Annotated in this window: 18 protein-coding genes; 9 read left to right on the top strand and 9 right to left on the bottom strand. The window is 66.7% G+C overall.

What is annotated here, in order from left to right; all coding sequences use genetic code 11:
* Positions 1 to 92: 92 nt before the first annotated feature.
* From ACIQF4_RS00695 to ACIQF4_RS00680, 4 genes are all read right to left on the bottom strand, one after another.
* Positions 93 to 893, bottom strand: a complete 801-nt coding sequence (locus tag ACIQF4_RS00695; protein WP_374152861.1) for an IS3 family transposase — start codon at positions 891 to 893, stop codon at positions 93 to 95.
* A gap of 50 nt (positions 894 to 943) precedes the next feature.
* Positions 944 to 1267, bottom strand: coding sequence for a helix-turn-helix domain-containing protein (locus ACIQF4_RS00690; protein WP_400516289.1), 324 nt, complete (start codon positions 1265 to 1267; stop codon positions 944 to 946).
* A 326-nt stretch (positions 1268 to 1593) separates the two neighbouring features.
* Positions 1594 to 2277: a response regulator transcription factor gene (locus tag ACIQF4_RS00685; protein ID WP_350002085.1), complete on the bottom strand. Its 684-nt coding sequence runs from the start codon at positions 2275 to 2277 to the stop codon at positions 1594 to 1596.
* Complete coding sequence (locus ACIQF4_RS00680) at positions 2274 to 3710, bottom strand: PspC domain-containing protein (RefSeq protein WP_400516288.1); 1437 nt, start codon at positions 3708 to 3710, stop codon at positions 2274 to 2276. Before ACIQF4_RS00680 ends, ACIQF4_RS00685 begins: the two co-directional genes overlap by 4 nt.
* A gap of 124 nt (positions 3711 to 3834) precedes the next feature.
* Between ACIQF4_RS00680 and ACIQF4_RS00675 the strand changes: the two genes are divergently transcribed.
* The 5 genes from ACIQF4_RS00675 to ACIQF4_RS00655 all read left to right on the top strand — a co-directional run bounded on the left by ACIQF4_RS00675 (position 3835) and on the right by ACIQF4_RS00655 (position 7993).
* Positions 3835 to 5478: a PspC domain-containing protein gene (locus ACIQF4_RS00675; protein ID WP_400516287.1), complete on the top strand. Its 1644-nt coding sequence runs from the start codon at positions 3835 to 3837 to the stop codon at positions 5476 to 5478.
* Position 5479: 1 nt separating this feature from the next.
* Entirely contained in the window at positions 5480 to 5764 is a 285-nt protein-coding gene (locus tag ACIQF4_RS00670; protein WP_350002091.1) for a hypothetical protein, read from the top strand.
* 3 nt (positions 5765 to 5767) lie between these two features.
* The gene (locus tag ACIQF4_RS00665; protein ID WP_231454789.1) at positions 5768 to 6025 is read left to right on the top strand and encodes a PspC domain-containing protein; all 258 of its coding nucleotides are present in this window, start codon (positions 5768 to 5770) and stop codon (positions 6023 to 6025) included.
* Between the two features lie 150 nt (positions 6026 to 6175).
* Positions 6176 to 7201, top strand: a complete 1026-nt coding sequence (locus ACIQF4_RS00660; RefSeq protein ID WP_400516286.1) for an ATP-dependent 6-phosphofructokinase — start codon at positions 6176 to 6178, stop codon at positions 7199 to 7201.
* Between the two features lie 75 nt (positions 7202 to 7276).
* Positions 7277 to 7993: a GNAT family N-acetyltransferase gene (locus ACIQF4_RS00655; protein ID WP_350002093.1), complete on the top strand. Its 717-nt coding sequence runs from the start codon at positions 7277 to 7279 to the stop codon at positions 7991 to 7993.
* Here ACIQF4_RS00655 and ACIQF4_RS00650 read toward each other — a convergent pair.
* The 5 genes from ACIQF4_RS00650 to ACIQF4_RS00630 form a co-directional block, all read right to left on the bottom strand.
* Positions 7955 to 9472 (bottom strand): DHA2 family efflux MFS transporter permease subunit, encoded by a 1518-nt coding sequence (locus tag ACIQF4_RS00650; RefSeq protein ID WP_400516285.1) that lies wholly within the window; start codon positions 9470 to 9472, stop codon positions 7955 to 7957. The two genes, ACIQF4_RS00655 and ACIQF4_RS00650, sit on opposite strands and share 39 nt — an antisense overlap.
* Positions 9473 to 9531: 59 nt before the next feature.
* The gene (locus ACIQF4_RS00645; protein WP_400516284.1) at positions 9532 to 9936 is read right to left on the bottom strand and encodes an ankyrin repeat domain-containing protein; all 405 of its coding nucleotides are present in this window, start codon (positions 9934 to 9936) and stop codon (positions 9532 to 9534) included.
* Entirely contained in the window at positions 9933 to 11018 is a 1086-nt protein-coding gene (locus ACIQF4_RS00640) for a glycine cleavage T C-terminal barrel domain-containing protein (protein WP_350002098.1), read from the bottom strand. Before ACIQF4_RS00640 ends, ACIQF4_RS00645 begins: the two co-directional genes overlap by 4 nt.
* A 98-nt stretch (positions 11019 to 11116) precedes the next feature.
* Complete coding sequence (locus ACIQF4_RS00635; RefSeq protein WP_104998656.1) at positions 11117 to 11725, bottom strand: FABP family protein; 609 nt, start codon at positions 11723 to 11725, stop codon at positions 11117 to 11119.
* Positions 11726 to 11898: 173 nt separating this feature from the next.
* On the bottom strand, positions 11899 to 12666 hold the full coding sequence (locus ACIQF4_RS00630) for a permease (RefSeq protein WP_350002100.1): 768 nt from the start codon (positions 12664 to 12666) through the stop codon (positions 11899 to 11901).
* 338 nt (positions 12667 to 13004) lie between these two features.
* Between ACIQF4_RS00630 and ACIQF4_RS00625 the strand changes: the two genes are divergently transcribed.
* From ACIQF4_RS00625 to ACIQF4_RS00610, 4 genes are all read left to right on the top strand, one after another.
* A complete protein-coding gene (locus tag ACIQF4_RS00625; protein WP_066277942.1) occupies positions 13005 to 13703 on the top strand; it encodes a response regulator transcription factor in 699 nt (232 codons plus the stop codon).
* A 33-nt stretch (positions 13704 to 13736) separates the two neighbouring features.
* Positions 13737 to 14708: a mycothiol synthase gene (gene mshD, locus ACIQF4_RS00620; RefSeq protein WP_400516283.1), complete on the top strand. Its 972-nt coding sequence runs from the start codon at positions 13737 to 13739 to the stop codon at positions 14706 to 14708.
* A 130-nt stretch (positions 14709 to 14838) separates the two neighbouring features.
* Positions 14839 to 17088, top strand: coding sequence for an RNA degradosome polyphosphate kinase (locus tag ACIQF4_RS00615; protein ID WP_400516282.1), 2250 nt, complete (start codon positions 14839 to 14841; stop codon positions 17086 to 17088).
* Between the two features lie 11 nt (positions 17089 to 17099).
* Complete coding sequence (locus ACIQF4_RS00610; protein WP_400516281.1) at positions 17100 to 18068, top strand: NUDIX domain-containing protein; 969 nt, start codon at positions 17100 to 17102, stop codon at positions 18066 to 18068.
* Positions 18069 to 18125 lie beyond the last annotated feature (57 nt).

Raw genomic sequence — 18125 nt, 5'->3', positions numbered from 1 at the left:
TTTCCGGACGCTCTATCACTTCACATCGCAAAACCGAGGACGCTCTATCACCCTGAACTGCTCCCCGGAAGTTGGACTGGCTAAATAGGATCCTAAGCTGCGAGGGCCTGGGCACGGTATTGGACCGGGCTCAGGCCCTTGAGCTTTGTTGAGATTCTTTTGGTGTTGTACCAGTGGATGTATTCCTCGACGGCGGCGGCCAGTGCGTCGGTGTTGAGGAATCGGACGCGGTGGAAGAGTTCTTCCTTGAGGTGGCCGAAGAAGTTTTCCATGACGGCGTTGTCGTAGCAGTTGCCCTTGCGGGACATTGACTGGACCGCACCGGCGCCCGCGATCAGGGTGCGCCAGGAGGGGTGGCGGTATTGGAAACCTTGGTCCGAATGCACCAGCGGCTGCTCGCCGGGCTGCAGGCAGGTCAGGGCCTCACGCAGGGAATCGTTGGTGAGCGCCAGGTTCGGGGATGAGCCCAGCGAGTAGGAAATGATCTGCCGGTCAAAGAGGTCCATGACCGGTGAGAGGTAAAGTTTCCGGTCCCCGACGCTGAACTCCGTCACATCGGTAACCCACTTCTGGTTCGGTGCATCGGCGTCGAACTCCCGGTTCAGCACGTTGGGCGCTACCGCGCCCTGTTCGCCCTGGTAGGAGTTGTAGCGCTTCCGGCGCCGGACTCTGCAGACCAGCCCGAGTTCCTGCATCAGCTTCAGCACAGTCTTCTTCGCGACCGTCCACCCTTGCTTGGACAGCTCAGTATGGACCCGCCGGTGCCCGTACCGGCCATGGTTCGTTTCGAAAATCTCCGTGACCGCGGCTTTGAGTTTCTCTTCCGGGTCCGGCGCCTGCAGCCGGGGCTGGTGATAGAAGAACGTCGACCTGGCCAGCCCGGCGACGTTCAACAGGACACCAAGCGGATAGTCAGCCTTGAGGGAAACGACGGCTTGAACCTTTACCGTCGTCCCTGTTCCCTCAAGGCCCGCAGTTTTCCCAGGTACGCCACCTCAGCGCGCAGCCGTTCGTTCTCCCGCCGCAACCGCTCAAGCTCGGACAAATCCGCAGGCGGCGGGGAATCGGGTTTCCGCGGCCGGCCTTTGGGCTTGGGCCGCAACCCGTCCTCGCCTTCGCGCCGGTACGCCCGGACCCACTTTTGCAGCAGCTCACGCGAGGCCAGACCTGCCTCGACTGCCAGATCCGGGCCGGACTCGCCTGCGAGGAACCGCTCGACCAGGGCACGCTTGAACTCAAACGAGTACGACCTCACCGGCCTGGCCACCAGCACTCCTTGCCCATGAATCCTCCACCGCCCATACAGCGCCCTGACCGGCACACGAGGCGCATCCAGCGACCGAGCCGCCGACCCATACCCGACACCCTTCTCAAACAACGCTACAGCCGCCTCGCGCTGCGCTTCAGACAATGAACTACGTGTATGCATAAAACTGCTCCCCGGAAGTCGGAACTGAATTTCTCAGTCCAACTTCCGGGGAGCAGTTCACCCCCCACCAGGAGGGTGATAGAGCGTTGCGGTTTAAGGCGCATCAAGTGAGAGAGCGTTCCGGTTTAAGGCGCATCAAGTGATAAGCGTCGGGGGGAACCGGGCTAGAGGAGGCGGCGCTCGGCCGCCCACTTGGTAAGCTCATGCCGGCTGGAAAGCTGCAGCTTCCGCAGGACCGCTGAGACGTGGGTTTCCACCGTCTTGATGCTGATGAACAGCTGCTTGGCCACTTCCTTGTAGCTGTAGCCGCGGGCGATGAGGCGCATGACCTCGAGTTCCCGGGCGGACAGCTTGTCCAGTTCGTCGTCGGCAATGTCCGCGGGGGCGGTACCGAAAGCGTCCAGGACGAAGCCTGCCAGCCGCGGCGAGAAGACCGCGTCCCCGCCGGCAACCCGGTACACGGCGTCAGTGATTTCCGCTCCCGAGATGGTCTTGGTGACGTAGCCGCGGGCCCCCGCCCGGATCACCGCCACAACGTCATCGGCAGCGTCCGAGACACTGAGGGCCAGGAACTTGGTGCCAGGCAGCACGGCGGCGGAACCGGCGATGACCTCCCGGCCCCCGCCGCCAAGGCCGCCGGGCAGGTGAACGTCCAGCAGCACCACGTCCGGACGTTGCTGCGCAATGACGGCGATGGCCTGTTCCACGGTCGCCGCCTCACCCACCACCTGGATACTGGGGTCCAGGTCCGCTTTCAGGCCGGAGCGGAAGATCGCGTGGTCGTCCACAATGACCACCCGGGCGGACCTTGCGGCCGGAGCCGACCCCGGTCCCTGTGTTGCATTCATGGCTTGCCTTCCGTGCTGTCCTGGGTGGTGGCGGGGAAGCCCAGCCGCACCTCCGTGCCGTCGCTGCTGCTGGTGATTGCGGCCGTGCCGCCATGGCGGTTCATGCGTCCGATGATGGATTCCCTGACCCCGAGCCTGTCCTCCGGCACATGCTGCAGCTCGAATCCAGGGCCGCGGTCCTTGATGAAGACTTCGGTGCGGCCGCCGGAGACCTCCAGATAGACCGAGACCGTCCCTCCCCCGTGGCGGGACGCGTTGAGCATTGCCTCCCGGCTGGCCTGGATCAGCGCCTCATGGCCTTCCGTGACGGCTGTGTCCCCTACGCATACCACCTCGACGGCGTTGCCCAGCAGGTCCTCCACCTCGGCGGCCACGGCCTTGATCCGGTCCGACAGTTGCCCGGCGTCCTTGCCGGGATCCGCGAAAAGCCAGCCCCGCAGCTCACGTTCCTGGGCACGGGCCAGCCGGAGGACATCGTGCTCATTCGCCGCCCGCCGCTGGATCAGGGCCAGCGTCTGCAGCACCGAGTCATGGAGGTGGGCGGCGATCTCGGCCCGTTCGGTTTCCCGGATGCGGCCGGCCCGCTCGGATTCCAGGTCGCGCCAGAACTTCAGCGCCCACGGCAGCAGGACCAGCACCACCCCGCCGAGGACGGCAACCGAGGCCAGCAGCGCCAGCCAGGTCTGCTCCCAGGAACCGGAACCGGACACCATCACCAGGACGCCGGCCACCACCAGCGCCAGGCCCGCCGCAAGCCGTGCCCAGCCCCCTGCCTGGTCCGCCTTGGTTTTGTCCACCAGCCCCGCCCGCCGGGTCTCGTCCAGCTGCATCCATGCAATGGAGGCGCCGCCAAGCACTGCCGCTGCCGGTATAAGCGTCCCCAGGGGCACATTTACGCCCAGCAGTTGGGCGATCAGGATGCCCGCCACCAGCAGCAGCCCGACCCCAAGCAAAATTTCCTTGCCGTACCGCATCTCCCGGAACCGGAACCAGGGGGGCCGCACGGCCTCGAACAGGGGCTCTCCGGCGTCCGCCGGGGCGGGGTGTCCAAGGCCTCCTGGCGCCGCAGTATCTGCGCGAATGCCGCCGCCGGGAACGGCGGGCGCAACGGTCACGGACGGAGCCATTACGCCGCCGGACGGGCCCGCGTACCAGGGAACTGCGGCCGGCGCACCATCACGGCTGACGGCCGGTGCAATGGGCGACGGCGGCCGGCGCGCCTGCCGCCGTTCGCTTTCGTCAGCAGTGGGGACCATGATCCACAACCAGGCGTAGAAGACGACGCCGGCGCCGCCAGCCAGCGAGGCCAGGACCATTGCCACCCGCACGTGACCCACCGGCACCCCGAGGTGGGCGGCAAGGCCTGAACACACGCCTGCGATGAAGCGGTCGCTGCGGCGGACCAGCGGGAGGCGGGCGGGGACGGTTGTCATGGATCAATCCAAGCACGGATCAGGGTTACCGAGCCCGCATTCCGCCCGGGTCCGGGGTCCGCTCAGGGGCCGTTCAGGGTGTCCCCCAGTAGAGCCGAAGCCCGGCAGGCGGAAGGATCGAAGCATGAACTCGCAAACCCCCACCCCTGACGACGGCCACCCCACCGAGCCCATCCCCAAGCGGGAAAACGAAAACCCCACGTTGCCCCTCCTGCCGCCTGATCAGCAGGCGCCTGCCGGCTCACCGGATCCCGCATCGACGTCAGGCCCGGACCCCAAGCAGGAACAAAAGCAGGAACAGGAGGATCAGGACGCTTTCAGCCCCGGATCCACCCGGGACCAGGGGGCGCGGGACAGCGCCGGCGCGGCTTATGCCGGGCAGCCGGCCGGATACTTCCCGGGCCAGGACAATCCCGGTGGCGGCAATCCTGGCCAGGGCTCCCGCGGCTACGCCTATGCCGGAGCACCCAACCAACAGTCCGACTTTTTCCGCTGGGTGCGCAGTCATGGGATCACCCGCGGCCAGGACCGCTGGATCGGCGGCGTCTCCAGCGGCATCGCGCAGCGCCTGGGCATCGACCCGCTGATCGTCCGCGGCGTCTTCCTCGTGATGACGCTGTTCGCCGGCATCGGTGTACTTTTCTACGGCCTGGCGTGGGCCTTCCTGCCAGAGCCCGATGGAAGGATCCATGTCCAGGAAGCCGGCGCAGGGCGCTGGACCAGCGGCATGACCGGTTCCCTGATCGCCGTAATCCTCGGTTTCAGCGGACTGGGAGGCGATTTTTGGGGCTGGAGCAACCACGGCTTCGGCGCCTTCCTCTGGACCCTCTTCTGGGTTGGCGGTGCCATCTACCTGGTCTACTACCTCGCGCAGCGCAACAAAGCAGCGGTTGGAACACCGGCAGGCGCAGCGGCAGCCGGAACCACCCCCTATGCCGGCAACACCTATCCCGGAACCACCACGCACCAGGCCGCACCCTCTGGTGCAACCGCTCCCCCATACTCCGACGTTGCAGGGACCGGACCGTTCACTGGCAGCCCGTACGGCACCGGCGGATCCGGCAGCGGCGGATGGGACAACGGAGGTGCGGGCACCACCTGGCAGCCGCAAGGACCCCCACCGGCACCCAAGGTGCGTCCCGCAGGTCCCGGCGCTCCCGCCGTCGCGATCGCTGCCGGCAGTGCGCTGATCGTGGGCGCCGGACTAAAAGCCCTGGACGTCACCAACATCATCGATCTCGGCGACTCCACAAACGCCATCGCCTGGGCCAGCGCGGCTGCAGTCCTGGGCCTCGGAATCCTCATCCTGGGCTTCCGCGGCCGGACCTCGGGCATCCTGTCGTTCTTTGCGGTGGCAGCCCTCATCACGGGAGGAATCTTCAACGTGGTGGGCAACAACGGCGAGCGTGTCCGCTTCCAGGAAGTTGACTGGTCCCCCACCAGCATCCAGCAGGCAAGCGAGGGTCTGAACATCACGGCAGGACGCGGCACCGTTGACCTCACCGCGCTCGACCTGGACGCACCCCTTGAGTCCGAGGTGCTGGTCCCCCTTGATTTCACCGCCAGCAACGTCACGGTGGTCATCCCGGACTCCGTCCCCGTGGACATCCGGGCCGACATGACGCTGGGCAACCTCGCGGAAGGCGGGAACCAGCGCGGCGGGACAACCACACGCGAAAGCAGCTACAACACCGACAAGCCCGGCAGCCACCTGGTCATCGAGATCGACGGCACCGTCAGCAACGTCACCATTGAGGAAGGTAACTGACATGAGCAGCCAGACACCGGCACCGGACCCGTACATCCCGGGCAGCACCCCGGCCGCGCACACCGATTCCGCGCCTCCCACGGGGGCGCGGGTGGGAACCATCGTATGGGGCCTGATCGTGGTGGCCCTCGCAGCCCTGATCATCATCGCCCAGCTCGGAATCGTCACCCTCAACGGGACCTACGTCCTGATCGGCCTCATGATCGGGGCGGGTGCGGCCCTGGTGGTCGGAGGACTCCTTTCCGCCCGGAAAGGTGACAACAGCACCGCAACACGGAAGTCTTGAACCATGGATAAATTCTTCAGCATCGTCAGGGGCCTGGGCCTGAAACGCGGACCCCAGCGCATCCTCGGAGGCGTGCTGGGAGGGATCGCAGCAAAGCTCAACGTGGACGTCGCCTACGTCCGGATTGCCTTCCTCCTCTTTGCGCTCCTCCCCGGCCCGGCCTTCGTTTTCTACCTTGTGGCCTGGGTAATCCTGCCGGACCAGCGGAACGTCATCCCGCTGCAGGCGTTCCTCGACAGACGGTCACTGAACCGCCCGTAAACACTGCCGTACAGGGCCCCGTTCCTCCGCGAAGGAACGGGGCCCTTCGTGTAACCAGTTTGTGTCGTACCGCACACACCGCACTAGACTCTATGTGAGCTCAGCGTGGCGCTCTGCCTGTAAACCCTCTCCCCAGGATTTGAGCGAGACATGAAAATTGGAATCCTTACCAGCGGTGGCGACTGCCCCGGACTGAATGCGGTTATCCGCGGTGCAGTCCTTAAAGGAATTGCCATCCACGGCCACGAGTTCGTCGGTTTCCTCGACGGCTGGCGCGGCGTTGTTGAGGGCGACGTCATCGACATCCCCCGGACCATGGTCCGCGGCATTGCCAAGCAGGGCGGCACCATCCTGGGCACCTCCCGCACCAACCCGTTCGAAAACGGCGGCGGCCCCGACGTCATCAAGGCCCACATGGAGCGCCTGGGCATCGATGCCATCATCGCGATCGGCGGTGAGGGCACGCTCGCGGCGGCCAAGCGGCTCACCGACGCAGGGCTGAAGATCGTCGGCGTTCCCAAGACCGTGGACAACGACCTCGACGCCACCGACTACACCTTCGGTTTCGACACCGCCGTGCAGATCGCCACCGAGGCAATCGACAGGCTCCGGACCACCGGGGAATCGCACCACCGCTGCATGATTGCCGAAGTCATGGGCCGGCACGTCGGCTGGATCGCCCTGCACGCCGGCATGGCCGCGGGCGCCCACGCCATCCTCATTCCGGAACAGAAAGTCAGCATCGAACAGATCACCGAATGGGTGAACGAGGCCCACGCCCGCGGCCGCGCGCCCCTGGTGGTCGTGGCTGAAGGGTTCGTGCCCGAGCACATGGAAACCCCGCACTCAGAGCGCGGCCTGGACACCTTCGGCCGGCCCCGCCTCGGCGGCATCGCAGACCAGCTCGCCCCGGAGCTTGAAGCCCGGACCGGCATTGAAACCCGCGCCACCATCCTGGGCCATATCCAGCGCGGCGGCGTGCCGTCCGCCTTCGACCGCGTCCTGGCCACCCGGCTGGGCATGGCAGCCATCGACTCGGTGGTGGAGGGCTACTGGGGCACCATGGTGGCGCTCAAGGGAACGGACATCGAGCACGTGGGCTTCCAGGAAGCCCTGGGCAAGCTGAAGACCGTCCCTCAGAACCGCTACGACGAAGCTGCGGTCCTGTTCGGCTAAGCCGTTCCCCTGAAGTGTGCTGGCCGCCGAAGTGTCCTGTCCGGCTGGACCGGCTGCCCGTCCTAGGCTGGAAGCATGACACTCGACCCCGGTTCGGCCGCCATCATCCAGCTTGCATGGGCCCGGCGCCTGGGACTGGATGATGGCGCCTTCAGTTCCGCCCTTGCCTCCGGGGAACGCATAGTCCGTGCCGACGAGTCGGCGCGGACCGTCGAGTTCGTCCGGCTGTTCGGCAGCTCGGCGCTGGTGGGTCCGCAATGGGTCATCGACGCCGCGGCGGAGCTCCCCGACGAGGAAATGGCGCAGCACGTCACCCTCCTGACGCTCACCAGGGAGCACGGCGGGCACGGCATGGGGGCGGCCGCACTCTTTTTCGCGGACGACCTTCCCCTCAGGCAGCCGCCGGAGGAAATGACGGTCTCGCACGGCAACGCCGAAGCGATCGAGCTTGAGGGCCGCTGCCCGCCGGACGACGTCAACGAGGTGGGGCTCTCAGACCTGGAGAACCGCTACACCATTGTGCATGAGCTGGAGGGGCGCCGGGTGCCCCTGGCCTGCGGCGCGTACTCCGAGTGGGAAGGGCTGCTGGCCCATCTTGGCGTCCTGGTGGATCCTGATTGGCGCCGGCGCGGCCTGGGGTCCCTGGCAGCCTCGATCGCCGCCCACGAGGCCCTTGCGGCGGGGCTCACGCTCCAGTGGCGGACGGACGTCAGCAACACGGGTTCCCTGGCATTGGCCCGGAAGCTGGGCTTGTCAGCCGGCGGAATCCAGACCAGCGTCCACCTTGGCTGACCCCGGAACGCCTCCGCCCCAGCCCTGAACCGGCTGCGGCTTGGCGAAGAACAACGCCACGGCTGCGCCAACCAGGATGACCCCGGCCGGCAGCAGGATGGACTGCCCCATCGCCGTCGAAAATCCGCTGTGGAGGGCCTCAGGGAGGCTTCCAGACAGTCCCATGCCCTCACCCGCAGCCCCGCCGGGCGCACCGGACGGAAGCTCGGCGGCGAGCCGCGCCTGGATAAGCACCGCGATGGCTGCGCTGCCCAGTACGGCCCCGATCTGCCGTGTGGTGTTGTAGACGCCGGACCCTGCCCCGGCCTGCCGCGGAGGGAGGTTGCGGGTGGCGGTGGTGCTGAGCGGAGCCCAGATTCCTGCGTTGGCGAATCCCAGGATGGCGCTGGGCAGGAGGAACAGCAGGATGGGCGTGTCCGGCTGCATCAGGGCCGAGTTCCAGGCGAGGGCCACGGCCATCAGCACCAGGCCGGCTGCCGTGATGAACTTGGGATTGACCTTGTCGATGATTTTCCCCACCACCGGCGCCAGGCCGCCCGAGATCAGGGCCATGGGAACCATCATCAGCGCGGACTGGGTGGGCGTAAGGCCGCGGACCAGCTGGTAGTAGAAGATCAGGGGCAGGCTGAACGCGGTCACAGTGAAGCCAACGGTGGTGATTCCGATGTTGGCCAGGGAGAAGTTCCGGTCCCGGAAAAGCGCCAGGGGCAGCAGCGGCTCGCCTTTGTTGAACCGCTGCCAGAGCACAAAGAGAGCCAACACGGCAAGCCCGGCGATGATAAGGCCCCACACCGTCACGGGTCCGGCGATGGTGCCCCAGTTGTAGGTTTCGCCTTCCTGAATGCCGAACACCAGGAGGAAAAGTCCGACGGCGCTGAGCACCACGCCGGGGATGTCGAACCGGTGCGGGTGGGTGCTGAGGGCCGGCACGTTGCGCAGGGCAAGGATGAAACCGGCAATACCGATGGGGACGTTGATGAAGAAGATCCATTCCCAGCCGAGGCCGTCCACCAGGACACCGCCCAGGATAGGGCCCACGAGGGTGGCCATTCCGGCGGTGGCGCCCCAGATGGCCATGGCTGCACCCCGCCGGTCCGGCGGGAAGATCCGGGTGATGACTGCCATGGTCTGCGGTGTCATCATGGCGGCGCCGAGGCCCTGCACCACGCGTGCTGCGATAAGCGTCTCCACATCGCCGGACAGCCCGCACCACAGCGAAGCCAGCGTAAAGACGACCAGTCCTGACAGGTAGAGCTTCTTGGGCCCGAAGCGGTCGCCCAGCCTGCCCGTGATGAGCAGCGGGACCGCGTAGGCCAGGAGGTAGGCGCTGGTGACCCAGATGACCGAGTTGATGTCCGCGCCGAGGCCCTCCATGATCCGCGGGTTCGCCACGGACACGATGGTGGTGTCGATCAGGATCATGAAGAACCCGATCACCAGGGACCACAGGGCCGGCCAGGGTTTTGCTACGTTTTCCACGGTCATCCTTCGTCAGGTGGTTGCTGCCGGGCGGGACCGGGTGAACGGCTGCGTCCCGGCTACGCCAGGAGGTCCAGGATCTCCTGGCGGGCGAACATTTGGGCAGCGGCGCGGGCCGACGGCGCACCGGCATCGGGGTCGGCGCCGGCATCCAGCAGGACCCTGGCCACATCGGTGTAGCCCTTGAAGGCAGCTCCCGCGAGCGGAGTCTGGCCACGGTCATTGGCGGTGCCGGGCTCGGCACCGTGTTCCAGGATGAGCCGCACGGTTTCCGCATGGCCGTGGTAGGCGGCCAGCATCAGGAGCGAATCCCCTGCCGAATTGGTCAGGGTGGCGGGAGCGCCCGCGTCCAGGTAGGCACGCAGCAGCGCCGTGTCCCCTTCCCTGGCAGCCTGGAAGAGCGTGTGCGCCAAAGCCAGGGCGTCGTCGTCGGGCCCTGGATGGGGCTGGACGTTGTCAGTCATGGGCGGGGCCCTTTCAGGAATCCGGTCTGGCGCCCCACCACCTGGCCGGCGTCGGGGGCGACGATGAGTTCCTGGGCGGCAGGGTACGGCTCGTCGCCGTCCAGGACCGTCAGTATTTCATCCGGCGCGACGGAACGCTTTATGACTGCCAGCGCAACCGGACCCATCTCGTAGTGCTGCGCCACGGACGTCACCGTTCCCACTTTGCGCTCCCCCGCCAGGACCGGGCTTCCTGCCTGCGGCAGGGTGTGCTGGGACCCGTCCAGCTGGAGGAAGACAAGGCGGCGGGGCGGATGGCCCAGGTTGTGCACCCGCGCTACGGTTTCCTGCCCCTTGTAGCAGCCCTTGGCCAGGTGCACCGCGGTCCGGAGCAGGTCGAGCTCGTGCGGGATGGTTTTGTCGTCGGTTTCCGCGCCGATCCTGGGACGCCAGGCCGCGACGCGCAGTGCTTCGGCTGCCAAGACGCCCGCAAGGGGCCTGCCAGCGACCTTCTCCTCCAGGCCGCCGGCGGGAATGAGGTATTCGAACCACGGTCGGTCGAGCCCCGGGTGGCTGGCCTCCGGGACCGTCGCATAGGAGTAGCCGCCGGCCCCCACATTGGGCCACGGGTCCTGCCACGACAGCAGGCCGGACCACTCCGGGACAGCCTTTGTGCTGCCCACAACGGCCCAGTCCGCGGAGACATCGGCGATGTCCACCCGCAGCATGAACTTCATCCTGTTGAGGAATCCGGCCAGCGGCGCCGCCTCGGCAGCCTCGACGATCAGCCATGTGGTGGCACCGTCGTCGATCACGCGGGCGTCGAAATCGATCCTGCCCTGCACGCTCAGGAGGAGGAGTTCGCTGGATTCGTTCGGCTGGAGGCCTGCAACCTGCTGGGAGGAAAGGGTGTTGAGCCAGCTCAGGCGGTCCGGACCGGTGACCGTAACAACACCGCGGTGGGAGAGGTCGACGACGGCGGTTCCGGCCGCGAGGGCGCGCTGCTCGCGCAGGGGCTCGCCATAGTGGGCGGCAACGCCGGCGTCCGCGCCGGCCGCCTCAACGGCGCCAGGGCGCGACAGCAGGGGGCTGGGAGTAGTCATATGTAGTAGAAGTCCTTGGGGCTCGGCGGTATTCCGGATTGCTGTGGCCGGAGTGGATCCGGGCCGCCCGCATCTATATGCCGAAGGACCGGGAGGAGTCAGGAAACCTTTTTCAGGAAGGCCGAGGCGTGCGCTTCCAGGCCCTTGCCTTCCTTGCCGCCAACAGCGACATCCCAGCGCCACAGGAGGTTGCCGTCCACCAGCCCGAAGATGCGGGTGGCGGCGCTGTAGTCCTTGGAATGGCTCCCGCGCATCACCATATCCGTGGTGAGCTGGATCTGCGGACCCTTGATTTGGCCGTAGTACAGCTCGGAGATTCCGCCGGGGTGGGAGATGGACACCGAGATGTCGAACCCTCCCTCGCTGTTGCGCAGGGCCTCCACCTCGTCGGCACTCTTCAGCGCCGGAACGATGTCCGCGGGGATCAGCCCCGGGCCGCCGTCGGCATCAAGCTGTTTGCGCTCCAGCGCCCAGAAGCCGGTCTCGACGGTGAGCGGCCGCAGGCGCGTGCCGTCGTCGTCCGTCAGCCAGCTCTCCGCGCGGTACTGAAGGTACGGCAGCCCGTTGTGCGTGAAGGACACGTGCTGCAGGAAGTGCTCCGAGTCCTCGTCGCCGCTGCCGAGGCGGCCGCGGCCCTCCCACTCACCAATGAGCCAGGAAAGCGGAACGAGTTCTGGAGTCAGGTCTGTAGGAATCTCAATGGGCACAGCGACTACCTCTGGAAATCGGCAAGCTCCGGAAAAAGACGTCTACTTCTGGCCCTTGAACAGGCGGTAGACCACGAATCCGGCGAACCAGGCCATGGCGAGGCTGGCGACGCCGAGCAGGACAAGGAAGAAGATTTCAAAAGCAAGTACGGACATGATGCCATCCTAACGCGTTAGTAGATGAGTAGTTTGTCTATGAAGTAGGCGAGGGAACCCACCGCCGAGACGGGGGCAAGGCCCATGCTAAGGGCAGCGGGGACGTTCAGGGGCGCACCCCGCAGGGTGGCCAGGCGCCGGAAGCTCGCCAGCACCGCCCCTACCACGACGCCGAAGATGGCTGCCGGCAGGACGGCGATGTCCGAGAGCACCAGCCCGGCGAGCGGTCCTGCAAGGCCTGCCAGCACGATCCCCAGGGGCGCCACGACGCTGTCCGGCCAGCGGATCAGCCCGGCCAGCAGGGCAACCGCGGCGCTGATGGCTGCCACCAGGAGCATTTCGCGGACGCCGTTGAACCGTGCGCCGGCTATCCAGCCTGAGCCCAGGCAGGAGAGCAGCACGCCGGCGCAACAGCCCAGGGTGGATTCAAGCCGCTGGGCCTGTCCCGTTCCGCGGAGCAGCTGCACGATGAAGACGGCCATCATGCCCAGGGCAATAAATGCCGGGGTCCAGTCGAGGTAGCCGGGGGCAGGTGCCAGCCCGGCAGCAACTGCGGCTCCGGCACCCGGCACGGCGATGACCGCGGCGAGTGTCTTCTTGGCGGGTATGCGGAGGAAGTGCGGCCACCCGATGCCGATGGCGGCGGCCATGGCAACAGCGACGGCCACGAGCACCTCGCGGGAGGTGTAGACACCGGTGATGATCGCAGCGAGGCCGGCCATCCCCACGAGGCCGATACTCCACGAGCCCAACGACCGCGCCGGTGCCTGCAGCTCCGCGGTCATGCGGAGCCCGGCCTGGATTTAGTTTCTGCACTCACTGCGCTGCAATCCCATCCTGGCGTCGACCTGGAAGGGCGGGACCGCCCTTCGCGGAGGGCGTCGGGGCCCTGGCTCAATCCTGCCTTATATGAACAGGATATGTCGCAAAACGTCCCCTGATCCGGGCCGGATCCATGGCTCCGGACAGGCCTGCGGGTATACTCAAAGCTCAGCTAAGCTCACTGCTGAGGTGGCAGGCCGGCCCTTTTCCGCTGGCCCAATGCCGGAGCAGGAAGCCAGTACCGGCCGGTGAAAACCCGGTTCAGTCGCCCAATGATGCGCGGACGGCCCATGGAGGAACAATGTCGCACATCCTGCTCTTGACGAACAGCACTGGCTCTTCGGTGGACATCCTGCCTGCCTTGGAGCTGCTGAACCACCGGGTCCACATCCTTCCTGCCGAGCCGACTGCCCTGCTGGAGACCGATCCCTGCGACATTGTGCTGCTGGATGCCCGGAAAGACCTGGTGGGCGCCCGTTCCCTCACCCAGCTGCTCAAAGCCACCGGCCTCAGCGCTCCCCTGGTACTGATCCTGACCGAGGGCGGCATGGCGGCCGTTTCCTCCGCCTGGGCCGTGGATGACATCGTCCTCGATTCGGCGGGCCCGGCCGAGGTGGAAGCCCGCATCAGGCTCTCAGTTGCCCGCGCCGTCCCGGACCATGAGGATGCGCCGACGGAGATCCGCGCAGCCGGCGTGGTTATCGACGAGGCGAGCTACACCGCCCGCGTGAACGGCGCACCGCTGAACCTGACCTTCAAGGAATTCGAGCTGCTGAAGTACCTGGCGCAGCACCCCGGCCGCGTCTTCACCCGGCAGCAGCTGCTCACAGAGGTGTGGGGCTACGACTACTACGGCGGCACCCGCACCGTGGACGTCCACGTCAGGCGCCTGCGGGCGAAGCTGGGCGCTGACCACGAGAACCTCATCAGCACCGTGCGCAACGTGGGATACCGCCTTACCCTGGTGCGGCAGCAGGAAGACGAGCTCACCGAGGCCTGAGCGCCCTTGCCGCTTCCCGTATAGCCTTGCCTCATGACTCCAGCGCATCCTGAGAAGTGGCCCGTCCATACGGAGCGGGGCGCGGTTGACCAGCAGCTCCTGAAGGACTGCCGGGACCTCCTGGCCGCGGCAGAAGAATCTGACGGCAACCCCTCCATATCGGAGCAGACCCTGGTGACCATGCGGACCGGCGGATCTGCCGGGCAGTCACCGTTGACCCTGGCCCTGTACGCCCCGGACGAGGACTCCGACCCCGCCAGTGGCCAGGACCTGGCCGGGTTCGCCGTCGTGGTGGAGAAACCCGATGGCACTGGCGTGCTGGAGATCGCCGTCCATCCCAGCTACCGGAACCAGGGGGTGGCAGACCGCCTGGTGGGACAGCTCAAGGGCAGCCGCGGACTGGAAGGGCTGAAGGCCTGGTCCCACGGCAACCATGAGGCCGCCGCGGACCTGGCGGCCCGCTACGGCTTCGGCCCCGTCCGTGAGCTGTGGAAAATGAGGATGACGACGGCGGGAGCGGACCTTCCCGAGGCCACGCTTCCGGAGGGCGTCACCCTCCGCACCTTCGTGCCCGGCAAGGATGAGGACGCCTGGCTGGCCGCGAACCGGGCCGCTTTCGCCCACCACCCCGAACAGGGCAGCCTCACCCGGGCCGACCTGGACGCCCGGATGGCCGAGGACTGGTTCGATCCCTCAGGCTTCCTTCTGGCTGAGGACCGGCAGGGCCGCCTGCTGGGCTTCCACTGGACCAAGGTCCATCCGAAGCACGGCCCGCACCCGGCCATCGGCGAGGTCTACGCTGTCGGCGTGGCCCCGGAAGCGCAGGGTATGGGGCTTGGCAAAGCCCTCACAGTTGCGGGTATCCGGCACCTCCAGGGCCTGGGGCTGCATGCCGTCATGCTGTACACCGATGCCGACAATGCAGCCGCTGTTTCCCTGTACCGGAGCCTGGGCTTCACGCGCTGGGATATGGACGTCATGTACGGACAGCTGGCAACCGTCTAGTCCACCCGGCTGACATACGGCCCCCGGGCTGGAAATGCACGGGCTTCGGCGCACTGAATGCTTGTAAGGTTGAGGCAGAACCCGCGCAGGCCGGAAGCGCCAGCATCAACCGCCAGGTAAAGGAGATGCCATGAACCCGGAACCTTCCGGAGCAGTCACGTCCAAGGACGTCGCAGTGCCGGTACGCGCCCGTTTCGGTTCCTCGGAGGTTCCCGCCTCGCGCGCCACCCAGGACCGCATTGACATCCCGGAGTTCGCGCCGAACCTGCAGCCCGAGGGCGATATCCGCCCGGACCGGTTCCTGGACCGTGAACTGAGCTGGCTCAGCTTCAACTCCCGCGTCCTGGAACTGGCTGAGGATCCCACGCTCCACCTGCTGGAACGTGTCAGCTTCCTTTCGATCTTTGCCTCCAACCTGGACGAGTTCTTCATGGTCCGGGTGGCAGGGCTCAAACGGCGTATCGCCACCGGCCTCGCAGTCCCCTCCCCTGCAGGCCTCAGCCCTGTTGAGGTGCTGGAGAGGATCAGCGGGGAAGCCCACCGGCTCCAGCAGCGGCATGCGCAGGTCTACGCGGAGCAGATCCGCCCGGCCCTGGCTTACGAACACATCCACCTGATGCACTGGGACGAGCTGGACGACGCAGCGCAGCAGCAGCTGAGCGTGATCTTCGCCGAGAAGGTGTTCCCCATCCTCACGCCCCTCGCGGTGGATCCGGCGCACCCCTTCCCCTACATTTCAGGCCTGTCCCTCAACCTTGCCGTGGTGGTGCGCAACCCGATCAGCGACAAGGAACTCTTTGCCCGCGTCAAGGTGCCGGACCAGCTTCCGCGCCTTATTTCCATCGACGGCCCCCGCGCCGGGGCCGTGGCAGGACGGGTGGCGCGCTTCATTGCGCTGGAGGAAGTCATCGCAGTGCACCTGGACAAGCTGTTCCCCGGGATGGAGGTCCTGGAGCACCACAGTTTCCGGGTCACCCGGAACGAGGACGTGGAGGTGGAAGAGGATGACGCCGAAAACCTCCTCCAGGCCCTCGAAAAGGAACTCCTGCGCCGCCGCTTCGGCCCGCCCGTCCGGCTTGAGGTCACCAACGACATCAACCCGAACATCCGCGCGCTGCTGATCCGCGAGCTCGGCGTGGAGGAATCCGAGGTCTATTCGGTTCCTGCCCCGCTGGACCTCCGGGGACTCTCCGTGATCGCCGGCATCGACCGCGCAGACCTCCACTACCCCAAGCACGTTCCGCACACGTCCCGGTACCTGAACGAGTCAGAGACGTCCAAGGCCGCCAACGTGTTCGCCGCCATGCGCCGCCGGGACATCCTGCTCCACCACCCGTACGATTCGTTTTCCACCTCGGTGCAGGCGTTCCTGGAACAGGCCGCCGCCGACCCCAAGGTCCAGGCCATCAAGCAGACCCTGTACCGCACGTCCGGAGACTCCCCCATTGTTGACGCCCTGATCGACGCTGCCGAGGCCGGCAAGCAGGTCCTGGCCCTGGTGGAGATCAAGGCCCGGTTCGACGAGCAGGCGAACATCTCCTGGGCCCGCAAGCTGGAACAGGCCGGCGTGCACGTGGTGTACGGCATCGTTGGCCTCAAGACGCACTGCAAGCTTTCGCTGGTGGTGCGCCAGGAGGTTGACGGGCTCCGCCGCTACTGCCACATCGGCACCGGCAACTACCACCCCCGGACTGCCCGCTACTACGAGGACCTGGGCCTGCTCACCGCCAACGAGCAGGTGGGCGAGGACCTGTCCAAGCTCTTCAACCAGCTCTCCGGCTACGCGCCGAAGTCCACGTTCAAGAGGCTGCTGGTGGCGCCCCGTTCCGTGCGTTCAGGGCTGATCGACCGCATCGAGACCGAAATCCGGAACGCCCGCGCCGGAATCCCGGGCCGCGTGCAGATCAAGGTCAACTCCATGGTGGACGAGGCAATCATCGATTCCCTCTACCGCGCTTCGCAGGCCGGAGTGAAGGTTGACGTGGTGGTCCGCGGCATCTGCTCGCTCCGTCCCGGAGTACCCGGGCTCAGCGACAACATCACCGTCCGTTCCATCCTGGGCAGGTTCCTGGAGCACTCCCGGGTGTTCGCCTTTGCCAACGGCGGGGACCCCGTGGTGTACATCGGCTCGGCGGACATGATGCACCGCAACCTTGACCGCAGGGTGGAGGCCCTGGTCCAGCTGTCCAGCACGGATGACATCAATTACGTCCTTGACCTGCTGCGGCGCTACATGGCCCCGGAAACCTCCAGCTGGCACCTGGATAATGAGGGAGTCTGGACCCGGCACCACCTGTCCGACGACGGCAAGCCCCTTGAGGACGTCCAGTCCTGGCTGCTGGCCTCCCGCCCCCGGCAGCGCAGCCTGAGCCGGCGTTAAGGGCACCTGTTTTGTCGAGCGATGCACTCGTAGCAGACCAGACAGACCACCCGGGGGAACCAGTCGCCGTGACGGCTGCCGGTGCCGTGCCATGGCGCATGGTCAAGGACAGGCTTGAAGTCCTGCTGATCCACCGGCCCCGCTATGACGACTGGTCCTGGCCCAAGGGCAAGATCGACGACGGCGAAACCATCCCCGAGTGCGCGGTCCGGGAGGTCCAGGAGGAGATCGGCCTCACCGCCCAGCTGGGCATCCCGCTGCCGCCCATCCACTACCACGTGGCCTCCGGCCTCAAGGTGGTCCACTACTGGGCCGTCAAGGCCAACGGGGCAAAGCTTCTTCCGGACGGCAAGGAGGTGGACAGCGTCATGTGGTGCGCCCCCGAAAAGGCCGCTGCGCTGCTGTCCAACCCGTCCGACGTCGTGCCCCTGCAATACCTGCAGGAAGCCCACGGGCGCGGGCACCTGGACACGTGGCCTCTCGTGGTGCTCCGCCACGCCAAAGCGAAACCGCGCTCGTCCTGGAGCAAGGCCGAGGGTGAGCGGCCGCTTGCGGCCACGGGGACGCGGCAGGCGCTGGCGGTGAGCCGGCTCCTGCACGCCTGGAAGCCGCTTCGGGTGGTGACCAGCCCCTGGCTGCGGTGCGCCGCAACCGTCGCGCCCTATGCCAAGGCCGCGGGTGCCAAGGTGAAGCTCGCGGAGGCGCTGACGGAGCATCGGCATGCCCGCAGCCCGAAGAAGACAGCCGCCGTCATTGAAGGCCTGTTCGATAAGCAGCGCGCGGTGGCGGTCTGCACGCACCGCCCGGCCCTGCCCACCGTGTTCGGCCAGCTGGCGGAGCATATGCCGCACCACCTGCGTGCGCTCCTGCCGGGAAAGGAGCCCTACCTCTCGCCCGGCGAACTGGTGGTGTGCCACGTGGCTCCCGGCGGAAAACGGCGGATCGTGGCCGTGGAGCAGTTCAAGCCGTTTGACGACTAGGAACGGCTCTGCCGTGGCGCTTGACCCCAGAGGTTTTGTATCAAAGACTTAGTACAT

The sequence above is a fragment of the Pseudarthrobacter sp. NPDC092202 genome (assembly GCF_044755505.1).
Lineage (GTDB): Bacteria > Actinomycetota > Actinomycetes > Actinomycetales > Micrococcaceae > Arthrobacter.
The sequence above is the reverse complement of the archived record's forward strand: the minus strand, read 5'-3'. Positions and strand labels throughout refer to the sequence as shown.

Bases quoted from the DNA above. Each gene is read 5' to 3' on its own strand.
- ACIQF4_RS00685 (WP_350002085.1), bottom strand. From the start codon at position 2,277: ATGAATGCAACACAGGGACCGGGGTCGGCTCCGGCCGCAAGGTCCGCC.
- ACIQF4_RS00665 (WP_231454789.1), top strand. From the start codon at position 5,768: ATGGATAAATTCTTCAGCATCGTCAGGGGCCTGGGCCTGAAACGCGGA.
- mshD (WP_400516283.1), top strand. From the start codon at position 13,737: ATGACTCCAGCGCATCCTGAGAAGTGGCCCGTCCATACGGAGCGGGGC.
- ACIQF4_RS00625 (WP_066277942.1), top strand. From the start codon at position 13,005: ATGTCGCACATCCTGCTCTTGACGAACAGCACTGGCTCTTCGGTGGAC.
- ACIQF4_RS00675 (WP_400516287.1), top strand. From the start codon at position 3,835: ATGAACTCGCAAACCCCCACCCCTGACGACGGCCACCCCACCGAGCCC.
- ACIQF4_RS00615 (WP_400516282.1), top strand. From the start codon at position 14,839: ATGAACCCGGAACCTTCCGGAGCAGTCACGTCCAAGGACGTCGCAGTG.
- ACIQF4_RS00680 (WP_400516288.1), bottom strand. From the start codon at position 3,710: ATGACAACCGTCCCCGCCCGCCTCCCGCTGGTCCGCCGCAGCGACCGC.
- ACIQF4_RS00670 (WP_350002091.1), top strand. From the start codon at position 5,480: ATGAGCAGCCAGACACCGGCACCGGACCCGTACATCCCGGGCAGCACC.
- ACIQF4_RS00640 (WP_350002098.1), bottom strand. From the start codon at position 11,018: ATGACTACTCCCAGCCCCCTGCTGTCGCGCCCTGGCGCCGTTGAGGCG.
- ACIQF4_RS00655 (WP_350002093.1), top strand. From the start codon at position 7,277: ATGACACTCGACCCCGGTTCGGCCGCCATCATCCAGCTTGCATGGGCC.
- ACIQF4_RS00660 (WP_400516286.1), top strand. From the start codon at position 6,176: ATGAAAATTGGAATCCTTACCAGCGGTGGCGACTGCCCCGGACTGAAT.
- ACIQF4_RS00630 (WP_350002100.1), bottom strand. From the start codon at position 12,666: ATGACCGCGGAGCTGCAGGCACCGGCGCGGTCGTTGGGCTCGTGGAGT.
- ACIQF4_RS00645 (WP_400516284.1), bottom strand. From the start codon at position 9,936: ATGACTGACAACGTCCAGCCCCATCCAGGGCCCGACGACGACGCCCTG.